General features: G+C 42.7%; 13 protein-coding genes. 7 read left to right on the top strand and 6 right to left on the bottom strand.

Annotated features, from left to right (window positions below; translation table 11 throughout):
* Nucleotide 1: 1 nt before the first annotated feature.
* The 3 genes from menB to menE are packed head-to-tail and all read left to right on the top strand — an operon-like array spanning nucleotide 2 to nucleotide 3,254.
* Entirely contained in the window at nucleotides 2–859 is an 858-nt protein-coding gene (menB, locus tag PSF11_RS11815; protein WP_004921088.1) for a 1,4-dihydroxy-2-naphthoyl-CoA synthase, read from the top strand.
* A complete protein-coding gene (gene menC, locus PSF11_RS11820) occupies nucleotides 859–1,830 on the top strand; it encodes an o-succinylbenzoate synthase (protein ID WP_014656253.1) in 972 nt (323 codons plus the stop codon). Before menB ends, menC begins: the two co-directional genes overlap by 1 nt.
* The gene (gene menE, locus PSF11_RS11825; protein WP_072502393.1) at nucleotides 1,818–3,254 is read left to right on the top strand and encodes an o-succinylbenzoate--CoA ligase; all 1,437 of its coding nucleotides are present in this window, start codon (nucleotides 1,818–1,820) and stop codon (nucleotides 3,252–3,254) included. The genes menC and menE overlap by 13 nt, the downstream gene beginning before the upstream one ends.
* Before the next feature lie 153 nt (nucleotides 3,255–3,407).
* Here menE and PSF11_RS11830 read toward each other — a convergent pair whose 3' ends face one another.
* Entirely contained in the window at nucleotides 3,408–4,847 is a 1,440-nt protein-coding gene (locus tag PSF11_RS11830) for a catalase (protein WP_004921082.1), read from the bottom strand.
* A gap of 298 nt (nucleotides 4,848–5,145) precedes the next feature.
* On the opposite strand from PSF11_RS11830, the gene PSF11_RS11835 reads away from it, so the two are divergent.
* Nucleotides 5,146–5,694 carry a YfaZ family outer membrane protein gene (locus PSF11_RS11835; RefSeq protein WP_004921080.1) on the top strand — a complete coding sequence of 183 codons (549 nt, stop codon included), beginning with the start codon at nucleotides 5,146–5,148 and terminating at the stop codon, nucleotides 5,692–5,694.
* Between the two features lie 141 nt (nucleotides 5,695–5,835).
* Here the strand turns inward: PSF11_RS11835 and tyrP are convergent, their stop codons facing one another.
* Complete coding sequence (gene tyrP / locus PSF11_RS11840) at nucleotides 5,836–6,996, bottom strand: tyrosine transporter TyrP (protein WP_230084765.1); 1,161 nt, start codon at nucleotides 6,994–6,996, stop codon at nucleotides 5,836–5,838.
* A gap of 486 nt (nucleotides 6,997–7,482) precedes the next feature.
* Here tyrP and PSF11_RS11845 point away from each other — a divergent pair, with 486 nt between their 5' ends.
* Complete coding sequence (locus PSF11_RS11845; protein ID WP_072502392.1) at nucleotides 7,483–8,823, top strand: anaerobic C4-dicarboxylate transporter; 1,341 nt, start codon at nucleotides 7,483–7,485, stop codon at nucleotides 8,821–8,823.
* A gap of 62 nt (nucleotides 8,824–8,885) precedes the next feature.
* Here PSF11_RS11845 and yfaE read toward each other — a convergent pair whose 3' ends face one another.
* From yfaE to ubiG, 4 genes are all read right to left on the bottom strand, one after another.
* Nucleotides 8,886–9,149, bottom strand: coding sequence for a class I ribonucleotide reductase maintenance protein YfaE (gene yfaE / locus PSF11_RS11850; RefSeq protein WP_014656251.1), 264 nt, complete (start codon nucleotides 9,147–9,149; stop codon nucleotides 8,886–8,888).
* A 2-nt stretch (nucleotides 9,150–9,151) separates the two neighbouring features.
* Nucleotides 9,152–10,288, bottom strand: a complete 1,137-nt coding sequence (nrdB, locus tag PSF11_RS11855; RefSeq protein WP_004921075.1) for a class Ia ribonucleoside-diphosphate reductase subunit beta — start codon at nucleotides 10,286–10,288, stop codon at nucleotides 9,152–9,154.
* An 11-nt stretch (nucleotides 10,289–10,299) separates the two neighbouring features.
* The gene (gene nrdA / locus PSF11_RS11860) at nucleotides 10,300–12,591 is read right to left on the bottom strand and encodes a class 1a ribonucleoside-diphosphate reductase subunit alpha (RefSeq protein WP_072502391.1); all 2,292 of its coding nucleotides are present in this window, start codon (nucleotides 12,589–12,591) and stop codon (nucleotides 10,300–10,302) included.
* Between the two features lie 335 nt (nucleotides 12,592–12,926).
* Complete coding sequence (gene ubiG / locus PSF11_RS11865; protein ID WP_004921073.1) at nucleotides 12,927–13,649, bottom strand: bifunctional 2-polyprenyl-6-hydroxyphenol methylase/3-demethylubiquinol 3-O-methyltransferase UbiG; 723 nt, start codon at nucleotides 13,647–13,649, stop codon at nucleotides 12,927–12,929.
* Between the two features lie 243 nt (nucleotides 13,650–13,892).
* On the opposite strand from ubiG, the gene gyrA reads away from it, so the two are divergent.
* A complete protein-coding gene (gene gyrA, locus PSF11_RS11870) occupies nucleotides 13,893–16,496 on the top strand; it encodes a DNA topoisomerase (ATP-hydrolyzing) subunit A (RefSeq protein WP_060561115.1) in 2,604 nt (867 codons plus the stop codon).
* A 192-nt stretch (nucleotides 16,497–16,688) separates the two neighbouring features.
* Complete coding sequence (rcsC, locus tag PSF11_RS11875) at nucleotides 16,689–19,469, top strand: two-component system sensor histidine kinase RcsC (RefSeq protein WP_231405925.1); 2,781 nt, start codon at nucleotides 16,689–16,691, stop codon at nucleotides 19,467–19,469.
* The last annotated feature ends 46 nt before the right edge of the window (nucleotides 19,470–19,515 follow it).

The raw sequence follows: 19,515 nt of genomic DNA on the forward strand, positions 1-19,515 counted from the left end.
AATGATTTATCCTAGCGAAGAAAAACTCTATGCCCCAATCGAATGGCAAGATTGCTCAGAAGGGTTTGACGACATTCTCTATCACAAGTCGTCAGAAGGGATTGCAAAGATTACGATTAACCGTCCACAGGTGCGTAACGCATTTCGACCACAGACCGTAAAAGAGATGATCCAAGCGTTAGCTGATGCGCGTTATGACGATAAAATCGGTACTATTATCTTGACGGGTGAAGGCGAAAAAGCATTCTGTGCAGGGGGAGACCAAAAAATTCGTGGGGATTACGGCGGGTATCGTGATGAAAGTGGTACTCACCATCTCAACGTCCTAGATTTCCAACGCCAAATTCGTACTTGTCCAAAACCTGTTGTGGCGATGGTGGCTGGCTTTGCTATTGGGGGTGGGCACGTATTACATATGATGTGTGACCTAACGATTGCCGCGGATAACGCGATTTTTGGTCAAACAGGTCCTAAAGTAGGCTCTTTTGATGGTGGCTGGGGTGCATCCTATATGGCACGCATTGTTGGTCAGAAAAAAGCGCGTGAAATTTGGTTCCTGTGCCGCCAGTATAACGCTCAAGAAGCATTGGAAATGGGCTTAGTGAATACGGTTGTACCATATGCCTCTCTTGAAAAAGAGACCGTACGCTGGTGTCGTGAAATGCTTGAAAATAGCCCAATGGCACTACGTTGCTTGAAAGCGGCACTCAATGCAGATTGTGACGGTCAGGCAGGCCTACAAGAGTTGGCTGGCAATGCAACTATGCTGTTCTATATGACAGAAGAAGGTCAAGAAGGACGCAATGCGTTTAATGAAAAACGTGCGCCAGATTTCTCTAAATATAAGCGTAATCCATAATGCGTAAGGCAACACTTTACGCGTTTAGCCTGCCGATGGAGGCAGGCGTTATCCTGCGCTACCAACGCCTGAAAACTCGCGATGGGTTGCTGGTTCGCTTACAAGAAGGGGATAACGAAGGGTGGGGGGAAATATCACCGCTCCCCGAATTTAGCCAAGAAACGCTGGCGGAGGCAACAGAAGAAGCCAAACATCGGCTTGCCGAGTGGGTAAGTGGTAAGCCACTAGCAGAAAGCCTGTTACCGTCGGTAGCTTTTGGTTGCAGTTGTGCATTGGCCGAATTATCGGGGGAGCTTCCTGAGCAAGCCGACTACCGCAAAGCACCATTGTGTAGTGGTGATCCTGATGACTTGATTTTGCGTCTAAGTGCAATGGAAGGCGAAAAAATCGCTAAGGTCAAAGTCGGCTTGTATGAAGCGGTACGTGATGGCATGGTGGCGAACCTATTACTGGAAGCGGTGCCTGACCTAAAATTACGTCTTGATGCTAATCGTAGCTGGACGCGTGCAAAAGCAGATGGCTTTGCGAAATATGTTAACCCTGCTTATCGCGATCGTATTGACTTCCTTGAAGAGCCTTGTAAAACACGGGAAGAATCACTGCAATATGCCGCAGATACTGGCATTGCCATTGCATGGGATGAAAGTGTGCGTGAGGCTGATTTTAGGGTGGAGCCTCAACCGGGAGTTGCGGCGATTGTGATCAAGCCGATGTTAACCGGTAGCCTTGCTTATTGCCGCCAATTAGTCACAGAGGCTCATCATCACGGTCTGCAAGCGGTGATCAGCTCATCGATTGAAAGTAGTTTTGGTTTGACTCAGTTAGCGCGCATTGCTAATGCATTAACGCCTAATACGCTACCAGGGTTGGACACATTAGATTTGATCCAGTCTCAACTGATACGCACGTGGCCAAATAGTTCACTTCCAGTGAAGCAATTAGATGAATTGACTATCGAATGGCAGAGTTAGTATTTTTCCAAGACTGGCCTTGGCAACATTGGGCCAGTCATCGACCTGAAGCAGTGGCATTAATTACCGATATTGAGCCATTGACATGGGAACAACTGAATCAACGAGTGATGAGGCTCGCTTATCACTTTACTCAACAGGGTTTACGTGACGGACAAACCGTAGTGTTGCGCGGTAAAAATAGTGTAGAACTGTTATTGAGCCAACTTGCAACATTGTATTGTGGGGCGAAAGTTTTGCCTCTTAACCCTCGTTTACCTGAGTCTTTACTGGCAGAACTGTTACCACATCTGAATATTGATTTTGCTATCGATTTTGATGATGGTTTACTGGCTAAGTTTACTTACCCAATTTTAGCCGTGTCAGAGCGAGCGGTAACGGCGCATGAGTGGGAACACCATCTGCCTCACTTTTCTCATGCGAAGACCCAACCCGCCACTTTGATCTTAACATCTGGCTCTACGGGGTTACCAAAGGCGGCAGTGCATAATGTGCTTGCTCACCTCGATAGTGCAAATGGTGTGTTACAGGCGATGGATTACCAACAGCATGATTGCTGGCTGCTTTCTTTACCGTTATTTCATGTTTCAGGGCAAGGTATTTTATGGCGTTGGTTGCTGCGCGGAGCGCAACTAGCAATACGCTCAACACCGCTTATCGAAGCATTACAAACGGTTACCCATGCGTCTTTGGTTCCGACACAATTGTGGCGGTTACTCAATCAAACGGAAACATTATCACTATCTTTAAAACAGGTTTTACTTGGTGGCGCGACGATCCCGACTGCATTGACTGATCTTGCCTCACATAGAGGCATTGATTGCTGGAGTGGTTATGGTATGACAGAAATGGCTTCGACCGTCTGTGCAAAACGTGCAGATGGTAAGAAAGGGGTTGGCCTTCCACTTAAAGGGAAACAGTTGCGCTTAGTCGAGGGAGAAATTCAGGTTCGTTCACAGAGCCAATCGATGGGATATTGGTTTGATGGAAAAATGATGCCATTAAAAACCATCGAAGGTTGGTTCAAAACCAATGATAGAGGCGCATATATCGACGATGAGTATCATGTGATCGGGCGGCTGGATAACTTATTTATTAGTGGTGGAGAGTGTGTTCAACCGGAAGATATTGAAGCGGTGATTAATAACCATCCAGCGGTGAGTCAAAGCTTTATTATTCCAATTGATGATGTGGAGTTTGGTCAAAGGCCTGTTGCCGTGATTGAGTTCAGCGATAAATGTGAATTAGACACCATTCAAGGTTGGCTAAAAGGCAAACTAGCGCCTTTTCAATATCCTGCTCATTTTTTTCTATTAGAGAATAGCTTAAAAGGAAGCGGTATTAAGGTATCGCGCCAGCAAGTGAAAAATTGGGTGTTACAGCAACCCGACCTGATTCAGTCAAAAGAGAATTCAGGACTGTAGTTTATCTATTTTTGATGAAAACAGGGGTGATAAAGCATCGTCAGAGTTAGATGGGCTTGTTTCGTCAATAGTGCAAACTAATCACTAATTTCCGGCATGGCTCATAATAAACATCAGGCTCAAGATAAGAGCCTGACGTTTAACTAAGCGTGATTATTTAAGGGCATTTAACGCTTTTTCTACGCCCGCACCATATTCAGGGTGAACTTTTTTGAACAGGTCAATTTGGCGTTTTTGTGTCTCTTCAGAAGCCTCAATCAACTCTCCTGCAAGACGTTTGAACATGCGTTGATGCTCTGCATCATCAAGCAGTTCATATAATGCACGCGGCTGGCTGAAATAGTCTTCATCTTCGCGATGGTTCCAATGATCAGCTGCACCTTCAAGCGTCAATGGTGGTTCACTGAAATTAGGCTGCTCTTGGAACATACCTGCACTGTTTGGTTCATAGGTCACACCATTACCACTGTTACCATCAACACGCATTGCACCATCACGATGATAGTTATGGAATGGGCAACGTGGTGCGTTAACAGGGATCTGGTAGTGGTTAACACCTAAACGATAACGCTGAGTGTCGCCATACGAGAACAAACGACCTTGCAACATTTTATCCGGAGAGAAACCGATACCTGGAACAATATTTGCTGGGTTAAAGGCAGCTTGCTCAACATCGGAGAAATAGTTAGCAGGGTTACGATTTAATTCAAAGTAACCGACATCAATTAATGGATAGTCTTTGTGAGGCCATACTTTAGTCAGATCAAAGGGATTATAAGGCACTTTTGACGCTTCGGCTTCTGGCATCACTTGAATTTGTAGCTTCCAGCGTGGGTAGTCACCTTTATTAATGGCATCAAACAGGTCACGCTGAGAACTTTCACGATCTTTACCGATGATCGCTTCTGCTTCATCATCCATCAAGTTCTCAATGCCTTGCTGACTACGGAAGTGGAATTTAACCCAGAAACGTTCATTTTTATCATTGATAAAGCTATAAGTATGGCTACCAAAACCGTGCATATGACGGTAGCTACGAGGTATACCTCGGTCACTCACGTCAATGGTCAATTGATGAAGTGATTCTGGTAAATGAGAGAAGAAATCCCATTTATAAGCCATTGAACGCATATTACTGTATGGGCAGCGTTTAACCACGTGGTTCAAATCCGGAAATTTCAGCGGGTCACGCAGATAGAACACAGGGGTGTTATTACCAACCAGATCCCAGTTACCTTCTTCTGTGTAAAATTTTAATGCAAAACCACGGATGTCACGTTCAGCGTCTGCCGCACCACGTTCACCGGCAACCGTTGAAAAGCGTGCGAACATATCCGTTTGTTTACCGACAGCAGAAAAGATATTTGCACGGGTATAACGGGTAATATCATGTGTAACAGTAAAAGTACCGAATGCACCTGAACCTTTAGCATGCATACGGCGCTCAGGAATAACTTCACGGTCAAAATGGGCTAATTTTTCTAAAAACCAAACATCCTGTAATAGCATAGGGCCGCGAGGGCCTGCCGTCATCACATTATTATTATCAACAACAGGTGCGCCAGATGCAGTCGTGAGACCTTTCTTTTTCATCACAATACTCCAGTAAGTTATAGACAATAAAACTAAAAAATGCATTTATTTCGTTCGAAATATAATGCTTTCCATGCATAATGCCTTATTATCATTGGATTATAGTTGATTAGTTAAAGTATAACTAATACATAGTACCAATTACTGTGATAACTGATTAAAAATCAATAGGAATACTCAGCGTCGTTGTGAATGGTGTTGTTTTAATGACTGAAAAGTAAAAAACAGTAATAACTACTGAGAATTGGATTTATATATTGTAGTATGACTAAATAACTTCTATTAATGGGGCAATGATATGCGTAAAGGATTATTTCTCGTTGCAGCGGCAGCATCATCAATGATGTTCGTCGGGGCTGCACAAGCTGTTTCTGTTAATGCGAATGTGGGTAAGCATTATACTGAACTCAATGCAGGCATTGGTACTAAAGGCGCAGGCCTTGCATTTGATGGCTCATGGGCGCGTAGTGATCATGATGGTCAAATGGGTAGCTTAGGCGCAACCTTTGGTTTGCCTCTAGGTCCATTTTCAGCCTATGTTGGTGGTAAAGCCTTATATTTATCACCTGAAGACAATAAAGATGGTATGGCGCTAGCAGGTGGAGCCGGTCTTGGATGGCAAGTGATGCCTTCTTTGAATATTTATGGTGAAGCTTATGGTGCTCCGGCATCATTAACATCGGGAAGTCAATCTTATACCGAAGCAAAAGTCGGCGCACGCTATACTGTGTTTAAACCGCTTTCAGTTGATGCAGGCTACCGTGTCATCGATATTAAAGGTACGCATGACAACCCAAGCAACAAAATTGCTGACGGTTGGTATGTGGGAGCAGGTCTAAGCTTCTAATTACTGGTTGTAATATAGCGGAACCCGTACAGTTTGGAGTGACGCTATAAAATCGGATATCAAAAGCCCCCCAATAGTTGGTTGCTATTGGGGGGCTTTTCCGTTTAGTGAACGGTACGAGCTTTGTTTTTGACGCTAAATTTAGCCTACATTAGGTAGGTAGCCTGCAACGATAGCAAATTGAATAATGATCACTGCAAAACCGCATAATAAAACCAGACGGAGTAGAGTAGAGCCGCCTTTAACTCGGTAATGAGCTTGCTTATCGATGGGTTTTTCAACGGCTCTAACTTGCATTGTCAATAATGCGGGGATGATCAGAGCTAATACAGACAATGCAACCGCTGCATAAGTTAACGCCTGTACGAAACTACTAAAAAATAACGCTGCTAATAACGGAGGTAAAAAAGTTAATAAGCCTGTCTGAATACGCCCAATGAGGCTATCATTCCGTTTAAATAAATCAGCAAGGTAATCGAATAAACCAAGAGCAACCCCTAAAAACGATGTGGCTAGCGCTAAATCCATAAACAGATTAACGGCAATATTAACGCGTGGAGCCGTAACGACATCACGAATGGCGGTGAGTAAGCCATCTAGGCCAGACTTTTGCGCCAAAATCCCTAAAAATGTGTTAGAAGGGATCGACCCTAAAGTGGCTATCTGCCACAAGATATAGGCAACTAAAGGGATCGCACTCCCTGTAATGAAAATGATACGAAGTTTACGCACATCGCCATTCATGTAATTCACAAGGCTAGGCACGCTACCATGGAAACCAAATGAGGTGAAGATGACTGGCACTGCCGCCAGCAGTAGCCCTTTTTCAGCAGGCATACTGCCTAAGTTGACGGTTTCAACGTGGGGTAACATAACAGCCAACATAATGACTAAAAAGATAATTTTAGCTGTAAATAGTAGGCGGTTAATAAAATCGACAGAGTGCGTACCAATACAAACAACAGCACCACCGATAAGCGTAAATAAGATAATTGATGTTTTGGTCGACAGATGAATATCCCACCACGAGAGTAGGCTGTTGGAGATCAGGACACCCGCGCCACCAATATAAGCGGTAGTCAGCGCGTACATCAGAAGTAACATACTTAAGCCTGTGACGATTTGCCCAATAGGCCCAAGGTATTTTTTCGCGATTGATCCCAAGCCCATATCTGGTGGATTGTATTGATAAACCTCAACGAGCAGTAATGAGGTATAACTCATTAACATCCATAGGCCGACAAGTAGGCATGCAATACCTGTGAAACCGACACCCGCAGCGGCAAGTGGCATAGCCAGCATCCCTGCACCTATTGTTGTTCCTGCAACGATTAAAACGCTACCTAGCGTGCGATTTTTCACAAATTCCTCTGATTAAAAGTCGTGGATTTATTAGCTGAGCAGATTATGCGATCACAGTTTTTCTGTCAAATCTAAATTACAATGAGTGTAAACATAAAATTACACTCACGCATTTTTCTTATAAAGCAATGGTGAAAATAGCAACGAATTATTCGTCCTAGTTAATGAATAATCGTTATTGATATGGTGATTAAAGGTAAATACATCGGATTTTAAATGTTAACGGATGTTAATTAATTGATTGATATATATGATGTTTTAGATTAACAGGACAGTATCTCAGGAACCTAAGATAAATTTTGTGACGGGGTGGGAAAATCGAATTGAAAAATAAGATTAAATTCTTTAACCAGTTAATATAAATCAAATCTGTGTCAATCTTTCATCCCGATAATGTAAGGAAACATTAATTGAAAGGATGAACTTATGGACTTTTTGATACAACTTGCCATTATCCTCGTCTGCTTGTTCTACGGAGCAAGAAAAGGGGGAATGGCTCTCGGGCTGCTAGGCGGCGTTGGCTTAGTGATACTCGTTTTTGGTTTTGATTTACCTCCTGGAAAACCGCCTGTTGATGTTATGCTTGTGATCATCGCTGTTGTTGCAGCATCAGCGACTCTACAGGCATCAGGCGGTTTGGATGTCATGCTACAAATTGCAGAACGACTACTACGTAAAAATCCAAAATACATCTCTATTGTGGCACCTTTTGTTACCTGTATTTTAACCATTTTGTGTGGTACAGGGCATGTGGTGTATACCATCCTTCCTATTATCTATGACGCGGCGATAAAAAATAATATTCGTCCTGAAAGACCGATGGCGGCCAGTAGTATTGGTGCACAAATGGGGATTATTGCCAGCCCTGTCTCTGTTGCAGTGGTGTCCTTAGTGGCGATGTTAAATGGCATCACCATTAATGGTAAATCGCTCGAATTTTTAGATCTCTTGGCGATTACCATTCCATCGACCCTAATCGGGATACTGGCAATCGGTATTTTCAGTTGGTTCAGAGGGAAAGATCTCGATAAAGATCCGGAATTCCAAAAGTTTATTTCGGTACATGAAAATTACGAATATGTGTATGGCGACAGCGCGACACTACTCGATAAAAAGTTACCGAAAATCAATTGGGTTGCTATGTGGATTTTCCTCGCTTCTATTGGGGTTGTTGCGATTTTGGGGGCGGTTTCTGAATTAAGGCCATTGGTCAATGGCAAACCACTGTCAATGGTACTTGTGATACAGATGTTTATGCTGCTCGCTGGTGCGCTGATCATCATTATTTGTAAAACAAATCCGGCACAGATTTCGAAAAATGAGGTTTTTCGTTCAGGAATGATTGCCATTGTTGCCGTATATGGTATCGCTTGGATGGCAGAAACAATGTTTGGCGCGCATATGGATCAAATCAAAGGCACGCTTGGGGCATTAGTCAAAGACTATCCATGGGCTTATGCCGTGATCCTCTTATTGGTCTCTAAATTTGTGAACTCACAAGCAGCCGCTTTAGCTGCGGTCGTTCCGATAGCGCTCGGCATTGGTGTTGATCCTGCCTATATCATCGCATCTGCGCCTGCTTGCTATGGTTATTATATTCTTCCGACTTATCCAAGTGATTTAGCCGCTATTCAATTTGACCGTTCCGGTACGACTCGGATAGGTAAATTTGTGATTAACCACAGCTTCATTCTGCCCGGCCTCATTGGTGTTGGTGTCTCTTGTGTGTTTGGATGGGTATTTGCAGGATTATATGGTTATCTATAATCTGTAAGTGACATGTTTAATTAACAGCGATGGCGTAAAGAGAGCGTCATCGCTGTGAGGTTTTAACCGATTTCGATGTCAGAAAGGGGATGGCAACAACAAGGTAAAATCTCACCGTCTTGTACAAAGGCAAGCGGTTTTTGTTTATAGCCCACTTTCCCTTTTAATAGCATGACTCGACATGAGCCACAATAGCCTTCTCGGCACTGATATTCAACAGGAATACGGCTGTCTTCAAGTGCTTCAAGCAGGCTTGTGTGGATCTCGGTGTGGTAAGGTACTTGCACACCCTGCGAGAGCCGCAGGGTGACTTTATGGCTAGCCATGATTAGAGTTCGAAATCACTCAGGTCATCAGTGTTGACTTCAGAGTCAATCTGACCAACCAGATAAGAGCTAACTTCGACTTCTTGCGGCGCAACTTGAACGTTGTCAGACACCAACCATGCGTTGATCCAAGGGATTGGGTTTGAGCGTGCCTCAAAAGGTAATTTTAACCCAACAGCTTGCATACGGATATTGGTGATATATTCCACGTATTGGCACAGAATATCTTTATTTAGGCCAATCATAGAACCTTCACTGAACAGATATTCAGCCCACTCTTTTTCTTGTTCAGCTGCATCCACGAACAGTTTATAGCACTCGTCTTCGCACTCAGCAGCAATCTCTGCCATTTCAGGATCATCCTGCCCAGAACGTAACAAGTTCAGCATATGCTGGGTTCCTGTTAAGTGAAGGGCTTCATCACGCGCAATCAGTTTAATAATTTTTGCGTTCCCTTCCATTAGCTCACGCTCTGCAAAGGCAAATGAGCAAGCAAAACTGACATAGAAACGGATAGCTTCTAAGGCATTTACGCTCATTAGGCACAGGTACAACTGTTTTTTCAGTGCACGTAGTGATACTGTGATTTGTTTACCATTGCAGGTGTGAGTACCTTCACCAAACATATGGTAATAGTTGGTCATCTCAATCAGCGTGTCATAGTAAGCAGAAATGTCACGAGCGCGTTTTAAGATCTCTTCGTTTTCAACGATATCATCAAAGATGATTGCCGGATCATTCACGATATTACGGATAATATGAGTGTAAGAGCGTGAATGGATCGTCTCTGAAAATGACCAAGTTTCAACCCAAGTTTCTAATTCAGGAATTGAAATCAGTGGCAATAACGCCACGTTCGGGCTGCGACCCTGAATAGAGTCCAGCAGCGTTTGGTATTTCAGGTTACTAATAAATATGTGTTTCTCATGATCAGGCAAGCCATTATAGTCAATGCGGTCACGGGAAACGTCAACTTCTTCTGGACGCCAGAAAAATGAAAGCTGTTTCTCGATTAACTTTTCGAAAATCGGATACTTTTGTTGGTCGTAACGAGCAACGTTAACAGGTTGACCGAAAAACATCGGCTCAAGTAATTGGTCATTTCTCTTTTGTGAGAAAATGGTGTAAGTATGTGACATGACAATTCCTATTAAATTTTACACGCGCCGCCTTCACAATCTGAATCCGCTGACTCAACAACTTCTTCCAGATCACCTTGAACATCTTCCGCACCATCGCGGGTGTTGTGGTAGTAAAGTGTTTTCACACCAAACTTATAGGCGAGCAATAAATCTTTTAGCAATTGATTCATTGGTACTTTGCCTGTTGCAAAGCGCGTTGGGTCATAGTTGGTGTTTGCAGAAATAGACTGATCAACAAACTTCTGCATAATACCGACTAATTGCAAATAGCCACTGTTTGAAGGCATTTGCCATAACAACTCATAGGCGCCTTTAAGATTCTCATAATCAGGTACAACTTGGCGTAAGATACCATCTTTAGATGCTTTAATGCTGATATAACCACGAGGTGGCTCGATACCATTGGTTGCGTTAGAGATCTGTGATGATGTTTCCGATGGCATCAACGCTGATAAGGTTGAGTTACGCAGACCATATTGTTGGATATCTTTACGTAACGTTTCCCAATCATAATGCAGAGGCTCATCAGTCAATTTATCCAACTCTTTCTTATAGGTATCAATTGGTAGAATACCTTTTGAATAAGTGGTTTCATTGAACCAAGGGCAAGCGCCTTGCTCTTTAGCCAATTCGTTAGAGGCTTTCAATAGATAGTATTGAATTGCTTCAAAGGTTTTGTGAGTCAAATTGTTGGCGCTGCCATCGGAATAGCGAACACCATACTTGGCTAAATAATAAGCATAGTTAATGACGCCAATACCTAAAGTACGGCGACCCATTGCCCCTTTCTTCGCGGCAATAATCGGGTAGTCTTGATAATCGAGAAGGGCATCCAATGCACGTACAGCAAGCACGGCCAACTCTTCTAATTCATCAAGGTTTTCAATCGCACCCAAGTTAAAGGCTGACAGCGTACAAAGCGCAATTTCACCTTCTTCATCATTGATGTTATTCAATGGTTTTGTCGGCAGTGCAATCTCTAAACACAGGTTTGATTGACGCACTGGTGCAACTAAAGGATCAAATGGGCTGTGAGTATTACAGTGGTCAACGTTCTGAATATAGATACGACCTGTTGATGCACGTTCTTGCATCATTAATGAAAAGAGGTCAACCGCTTTAACACTGGATTTACGGATGCTGTCGTCTTGTTCATAAGCCAGATACAGGCGCTCAAATTCATCCTGATCAGCAAAGAAAGCATCATATAAACCAGGCACATCAGAAGGGCTGAACAGCGTAATATCTTGGTTTTTGATCAAACGCTCATACATCAATTTGTTGACTTGGACACCATAATCCATATGGCGAACACGGTTACCTTCAACCCCACGGTTGTTTTTCAGCACTAATAGGCTTTCAACTTCTAAATGCCATAAAGGGTAGAAAAGTGTCGCTGCACCACCGCGCACACCGCCTTGTGAACAAGACTTAACGGCGGTTTGGAAGTGCTTATAAAAAGGGATACAACCAGTATGGAATGCTTCACCGCCACGAATCGGGCTACCTAAAGCACGGATACGGCCTGCGTTTACACCGATACCTGCACGTTGAGACACATATTTAACAATCGCACTGGATGTTGCGTTGATAGAATCTAAGCTATCGCCACACTCAATCAATACGCAAGAGCTGAATTGACGAGTTGGTGTACGAACACCAGCCATGATTGGTGTTGGTAGCGAAATCTTAAATGTGGAAGCCGCATCATAGAAACGACGGATGTAGTCTAAGCGAGTCTCTTTTGGATAATGAGAGAACAAGCATGCAGCAACGAGAATATAGAGGAACTGTGCACTCTCATAAATCTCGCCCGTAACACGGTTTTGTACTAAATACTTACCTTCAAGTTGTTTGACGGCAGCATAGGAGAAATTCATGTCACGCCAATGGTCAATGAAACTATCCATTTGCTCGAACTCTTCTTGTGAGTAGTCTTCCAGCAAATGCTTATCATATTTGCCCATTTCAACAAGGCGAGTGACGTGCTTGTACAGCGCGGGTGGCTCAAATTGACCATACGCTTTTTTACGTAGATGGAATATTGCAAGACGCGCCGCAAGATATTGATAGTCAGGCGTATCGCCAGTAATAAGGTCAGCAGCCGCTTTGATCATGGTTTCATGAATATCAGACGTTCTGATCCCATCATAAAACTGAATCTGTGAACGTAACTCCACCTGAGAAACAGATACATTATTCAGGCCTTCAGCAGCCCAAGTGATTACCTTGTGGATTTTATCGAGATCAATGCGTTCTTTATGTCCATCACGTTTTGTGACTAACAGACTCTGGTTCATGAGCAAGTACACCTTGGTTGACCTACAAAATAGCATATTGCTAACGCAAAAAAGCTCATAGATTAACTCTATGAGACTTGTAGTGTTAGATTCAAATTACATACTATATGTAGTGGTTTGTTGATTTTACTATAACAAGATAATGTTAATAAGCGGTTTTATCAAGTGCACAAATCCGAGTCTTCTGTGGATAACTGTAGGGATAAAAAACGTCACCTTGTCGGTAAGCTGCACTAGAAAAGGAATTCTATAAGTGGAAACTCGCAACAGGGTGACGAAAATAAATTTTGCAAAATGCGATCGTTTGCTGTTTTCTTGAACGTAACGCTTGCTATTTATTCGTTGACAGTATGGAGCATATAATTAACGTCCACATTCGGGCCTAAATAGAATTTATCTTTGAGTGGATTATAATGTAAACCCATGATATGCCTATCTTTTAGCTGAGCCTCGTTTGCCCACGAAATCAGTTCAGAAGGGCGAATAAATTTTTTCGCATCGTGGGTGCCTTTCGGAACCATTTTCATCACATATTCCGCCGCAACGACCGCCATTAACCACGCTTTTTTATTGCGGTTGATCGTCGAAAAAATAACATGCCCACCGGGCTTGACCAATTTAGCACACGCACGTACGACCGACTGTGGATCAGGCACATGCTCCAACATCTCCATGCAGGTCACGACATCATAAGCTTGTGGATATTTGTCAGCGTGCTGCTCTACTGTTTCTTGTACGTATTCAACAGGGATCCCTGACTCTAATGAGTGCAGGCGTGCGACCATCAGTGGGTCCGCCCCCATATCAAGTCCCGTCACATCGGCACCTTCACGTGCCATACTTTCAGATAAAATTCCGCCACCACAGCCCACATCAAGTACTTTCTTACCAAATAAACCATCAACCCGTTGCATAATATAGCCAAGGCGAAGCGGATTAATGCGATGAAGTGGGGCAAATTCACCTTCGAGATCCCACCAGCGAGAAGCAATAGCTTCAAACTTCTCAATTTCATGCTTATCGACGTTCTGATACGCGGGGGTTGAAGTATCATTCATGAGTGGAGCTCCTGTTCCTAGATAGGTGTCCAAACGTTAATACGCGAATTTATTGAGGCCATAAAACGTTTTTTTGTTGCTCTTACGCAATAAACTCAAAGTATACGGACACATAAAGACATTTTTCCGCTATTATACATAGCTTGAAAGACAAATACTCACTTCTCATTTTTTTTATTAAATTGGCGAATTGTGGTATAGTTCTAAACCTTTGAATCCGAAGTTATGAGGGACAGTGGTTCCATGAGCGACATTGCCAGAGAAATCACACCGGTCAATATCGAAGAAGAACTCAAAAGTTCGTATTTGGATTATGCGATGTCCGTTATTGTCGGGCGCGCGCTTCCAGATGTTCGAGATGGACTGAAGCCAGTACACCGCAGAGTACTGTTTGCGATGAATGTATTGGGAAATGATTGGAATAAACCCTATAAAAAATCTGCCCGTATAGTCGGGGACGTTATCGGTAAATACCATCCACATGGTGATAGAGCTGTTTATGAGACAATCGTTCGTCTTGCTCAGCCTTTTTCTATGCGTTATATGCTGGTAGATGGTCAGGGGAACTTTGGTTCAGTTGACGGAGATTCCGCAGCTGCAATGCGTTATACGGAAATCCGTATGGCGAAAATTGCCCATGAAATGTTAGCGGATCTTGAAAAAGAGACCGTTGATTTCGTCCCAAACTATGATGGTACAGAGCAAATCCCTGAAGTTATGCCTACGAAAATCCCTAACCTATTGGTTAATGGTTCGTCAGGTATTGCTGTTGGGATGGCAACGAACATTCCTCCACACAACCTAGGGGAAGTGATCAGCGGTTGCCTTGCTTATATAGATGATGAAGATATTAGCATTGAAGGTCTGATGGAGCACATCCCAGGGCCTGATTTCCCGACTGCCGCTATCATTAATGGTCGCCGTGGAATTATCGATGCGTATCGTACTGGCCGTGGTAAGGTCTATATTCGTGCGCGTGCTGAGGTCGAAGTTGACGAAAAAAATGGCCGCGAAACGATTATTGTCAGCGAAATTCCTTATCAGGTAAACAAAGCTCGTCTTATTGAGAAAATAGCTGAACTCGTTAAAGAAAAACGTGTTGAAGGAATTAGTGCATTACGCGATGAGTCTGATAAAGACGGCATGCGTATCGTGATTGAAGTGAAACGTGATGCGGTAGGAGAGGTTGTCCTTAACAATCTTTACTCGCTGACTCAGCTTCAAGTCTCGTTCGGCATTAATATGGTAGCCTTGCATCAAGGCCAACCGAAAATCCTTAATTTAAAAGATATTATTGCTGCGTTCGTTCGCCACCGCCGTGAAGTGGTGACTCGCCGCACTATTTTTGAATTGCGTAAAGCACGTGAACGAGCACATATTCTTGAAGCATTAGCCGTTGCATTAGCTAACATTGATCCTATTATCGAGTTAATTCGTCGTGCACCGACGCCAGCAGAAGCGAAGGCAGGGTTGATCGCACGCCCTTGGGATCTTGGTAATGTGGCAGCGATGCTTGAGCGTGCCGGTGATGATGCAGCACGCCCAGAATGGCTTGAAGAACAATATGGCGTACACGACGGTCAATACTATCTGACTGAGCAACAAGCCCAAGCGATTTTGGATTTGCGTCTGCAAAAACTGACCGGGCTTGAGCATGAGAAACTGCTGGAAGAATACCGTGATCTTCTGAAGCAAATCGAAGAACTGTTGTATATTCTACGTAGCCCTGAGCGTTTAATGGAAGTTATTCGCGAAGAGTTAGAAGCTATTCGTGAATTGTATAATGATGCTCGTCGTACTGAGATCACCGAAAATACAGCGGATATCAACATTGAAGATTTGATTAGCCAAGAAGATGTGGTGGTAACACTGTCTCACCAAGGCTATGTGAAATATCAACCACTGTCTGATTACGAAGCGCAACGCCGTGGCGGTAAAGGTAAATCGGCAGCACGCATTAAAGAAGAAGACTTTATTGAGCGCTTGCTGGTGGCGAATACCCACGACACCATCCTATGCTTCTCTAGCCGTGGTCGCCTATATTGGATGAAAGTTTACCAATTACCAGAGGCCAGCCGTGGAGCACGGGGTCGTCCAATTGTAAACTTGTTGCCACTTGAACAAGATGAGCGTATTACCGCTATCTTGCCAGTTCGTGAATACGAAGAAGGCTACTATGTCTTTATGGCAACGGCGAGTGGTACGGTGAAGAAAACGGCATTGCAAGACTTTAGCCGCCCAAGAAGTGCCGGTATTATTGCCGTTAACCTCAATGAAGGCGATGAATTGATTGGTGTTGATTTAACCAATGGTTCAAATGAAGTCATGCTGTTCTCTGCTCAAGGTAAGGTTGTTCGTTTTGCTGAAGATGCGGTTCGCCCGATGGGACGTACTGCAACTGGGGTACGTGGTATTCGTCTAGCCGATGAAGACAAAGTGGTTTCACTGATTATCCCTCGCGGCGAAGGCCACATCTTAACTGTGACTGAAAACGGTTATGGTAAACGTACAGCTGAGCAAGAGTACCCAACGAAATCGCGGGCAACTCAAGGTGTGATCTCAATTAAAGTCAGTGAGCGTAATGGTAATGTGGTTGGGGCTATCCAAGTGGATGAAACCGATCAGATTATGATGATCACGAATGCTGGTACTTTAGTGCGTACACGCGTTTCGGAAGTTAGTGTTGTTGGCCGTAATACACAAGGTGTGACGCTGATTAGAACAGCGGAAGAAGAAAAAGTTGTTGGTTTACAACGTGTCGCTGAAACAGAGGAAGATGAAAACTCTGATGAAGCAGGTGCAGAGGATATACCTAGCACAGACATGGGAACCAATACGCCTGAATAAATGTATGGGTCATTGATTCGACGGGCGGTTTACCGCCCGTTTTGCTATCTAACCATCCAGTTTAACAACTATCGCTTTTTACAACTTTTATCGAGTATACTCAGTCACAGTAACATAGCCTGTGTAGGATAGATCTTGAGATATTTACCGTCATTTAGAACATCATTACGATTATCCCGTGATTTATTCCGTATCCTCGGCTTAATGCTATGGGGAATGGGGGTTTTTATTACCTTATTCTTCCTTTATACCCAATTTAATGAAAGCAAGTCAGATATACGCCAGCAGTTTTATTCAGGGTTTGAAAATATGCAGGCGTTCATTTTGCAAACCGGTACCACATTGCGCTCTATCCAGTTTATGACTGAACAACATGAAGAGCGACTGGAAAATGAACCAAATTACGTCACATTACCTGCCACGGGTTCCTATAGCCTGTACCCATTATCACCCGAGGCGGATTGTACCTATTTTAAAAATAGAACCAGTGATTACCTAAACGCATTCGAACAACTCATTTATTTTTGGAAAGACAGTATTGCTGCTCCGCAAGGGTTAAATCATGTCTTTGTAATAGGCTCTAAGAGTTACTGCATGATGGATTTTCCAATCCGTACGACCGTATCTGACATTGAGATCTTAAAAAAGGTTGGCTACGAAAATATACGTTCCTATCAAAGCCTAAGATTACAAGGGCAAGAGCGTAACTTATATACGATTGTTCATGGTGCTCAAACCGACTCAGGGCAGTTGTATCTGATCCAACCTATTTATGTGAGTAGCCTTCTGTATGGGTTTATTGGTTTAGAGAGAACAATCAGCTTAAATCAATTTATACAACGTTCGAATAAATCCTTTGAAGTGGTCGTCCTTAATTCGTATAACCAACCGGTTTTATATTACCCAACGGACTTGAATCCTAAAAATTCCAATTTACTCTCTATTTCTGAGCCTAGTTTTTTTGGCTTTAGCTCCGATTATTCAAAACTGATTTTTAAAAAGCGCTTATCGCCATCATTAATGACAGTGGTGTATGCTGTTCCCACCAGCGAGATATTTGCAGAGCATAGAGCGTCCATTTTTTATAGTATCGTTATTAATATCACCTCTGGCTGCCTGATCTTTTTCCTCATTTGGTTGTTAGAGCGCAAAATGCTAGTGCCAGCCGCGAATACCGCTATTCGCCTTGAAGAGCATGAACAGTTTAACCATAAAATTGTAGCATCGGCGCCTGTCGGTATCATCATTCTAAGGTTAAGTGATGGTGGCAACATTCTGAGTAATGAATTAGCTCACGATTATTTCCGCTTATTAAGTGAAGATGATAAACAGCGCATACTGACAATTATTCGCCAAAAATCGAGTAATTACATTGATGTTGTGACTAGTAGTAGTACGCATCTACAAATAAGCTTTGTCAATTCGCGTTATCAAAACGAAGATGTTGCTATATGCGTACTGATTGATATTAGTATCCGTGTTCAGATGGAGAAATCCTTACAAGATGTGGCTGATGCTGCGGAACAGGCTAACCATGCTAAATCCATGTTCTTGGCAACGGTGAGTCATGAATTACGTACGCCACTATATGGTATTATCGGTAATATTGAATTATTACAGCGGCTTGAGTTATCCGATAAAGCGAATCGTCTTGTAACCACGATGGATAATTCATCCTCACTGTTGCTGCAAATTATCAGTGATATATTGGATTTTTCAAAAATTGAATCTAATCAACTAAACATTGAATATAAACTATTTAATTGCCGCGATGTTTTTGCTTTTGTCTTAGCTAACTACTTGCCTTTAGTCGCGAAAAAACAGATAGCGCTTTATTCCTTTATTGAACCTAATGTGCCTGATTTGCTATTGAGTGATGCGGTAAGGCTACAGCAGGTGATATCGAATATCATCAATAATAGTATTAAATTTACAGATTCTGGTTTTGTCTTTTTCTATGTTTGGCGTGACGAAAACTATTTAAAGATTGAAATTAAAGACTCAGGGATAGGCATGCCGCAAGCGGTTGTGTTACAACTTTTTGATCCCTTCTTCCAAGTGCATGACCAAAATAACTTGGGGCATAAAGGTACAGGTTTAGGGTTAGCAATCTGTGAAAAGTTGATTAACTTGATGGATGGAGATATTGAAGTTAATTCGCAAATAGGCTTGGGTAGCTCCTTTATTATCCGTATCCCACTTTATGGCCAAAAGTATACCGAACATACTATTCCGGAATACCGCTTTCATTATCGGATAGCGATTATTTGCCGGAACCAATGTCTTTCTAGCTTTTTAACCAGACTACTTAGACATAACCATTTTGTTGTCTGTGTTGATAAAGAAATTGATAAGGCAGAAAGTTATGATTTATTGATCACCGATAACCAAGACTCTCATGAGTTAAAGAGTAAAAAAGTACTTCATCTGTGTAATCTATATGTTGGTGATTTGCGTGAAGAGTCGCCTAACAAATGGTTATATAACACTTATCAGAATGAAAAGTTACCATCAATCATCGATAAATTTATTTCGAAATCACGAGGTGAGCAGGCTGCAAAAGAAGAGAGCAATAAAGCAAACTCCCTTGAGATAGATGGTTCACTGAGTTCATACCAAGTATTAATTGTTGATGATCATCCAATCAATAGGGTGATGTTAAGCGATCAAATATCCAATATTGGTTTTAGCACTTGTACTGCCGTTGATGGTATTGATGCACTGAAATATCTAGAAAACCATACGGTTGATATCGTTTTAACCGATGTGAATATGCCAAATATGGATGGTTATGGGCTGTCTAAAGCGTTACGAAACTTAGGTTCAACAGTTCCAATTATTGCATTAACAGCAAATGCAATGGAGGAGGAGAAGCAACGTTGCCGGGATGCAGGTATGAATGGCTGTCTATCTAAGCCAACCAAAATCACAACCTTGAAAGAAACCTTATTGAAATTCGTGGGTAATAAATAAGCTACCCGGTAAAAGCGTTAAAGAGAAAAACCCGTTTGTATCGGGT

This window comes from Providencia sp. PROV119, from assembly GCF_028482435.1.
In the GTDB taxonomy this organism is placed as follows: Bacteria; Pseudomonadota; Gammaproteobacteria; order Enterobacterales; family Enterobacteriaceae; genus Providencia; species Providencia stuartii.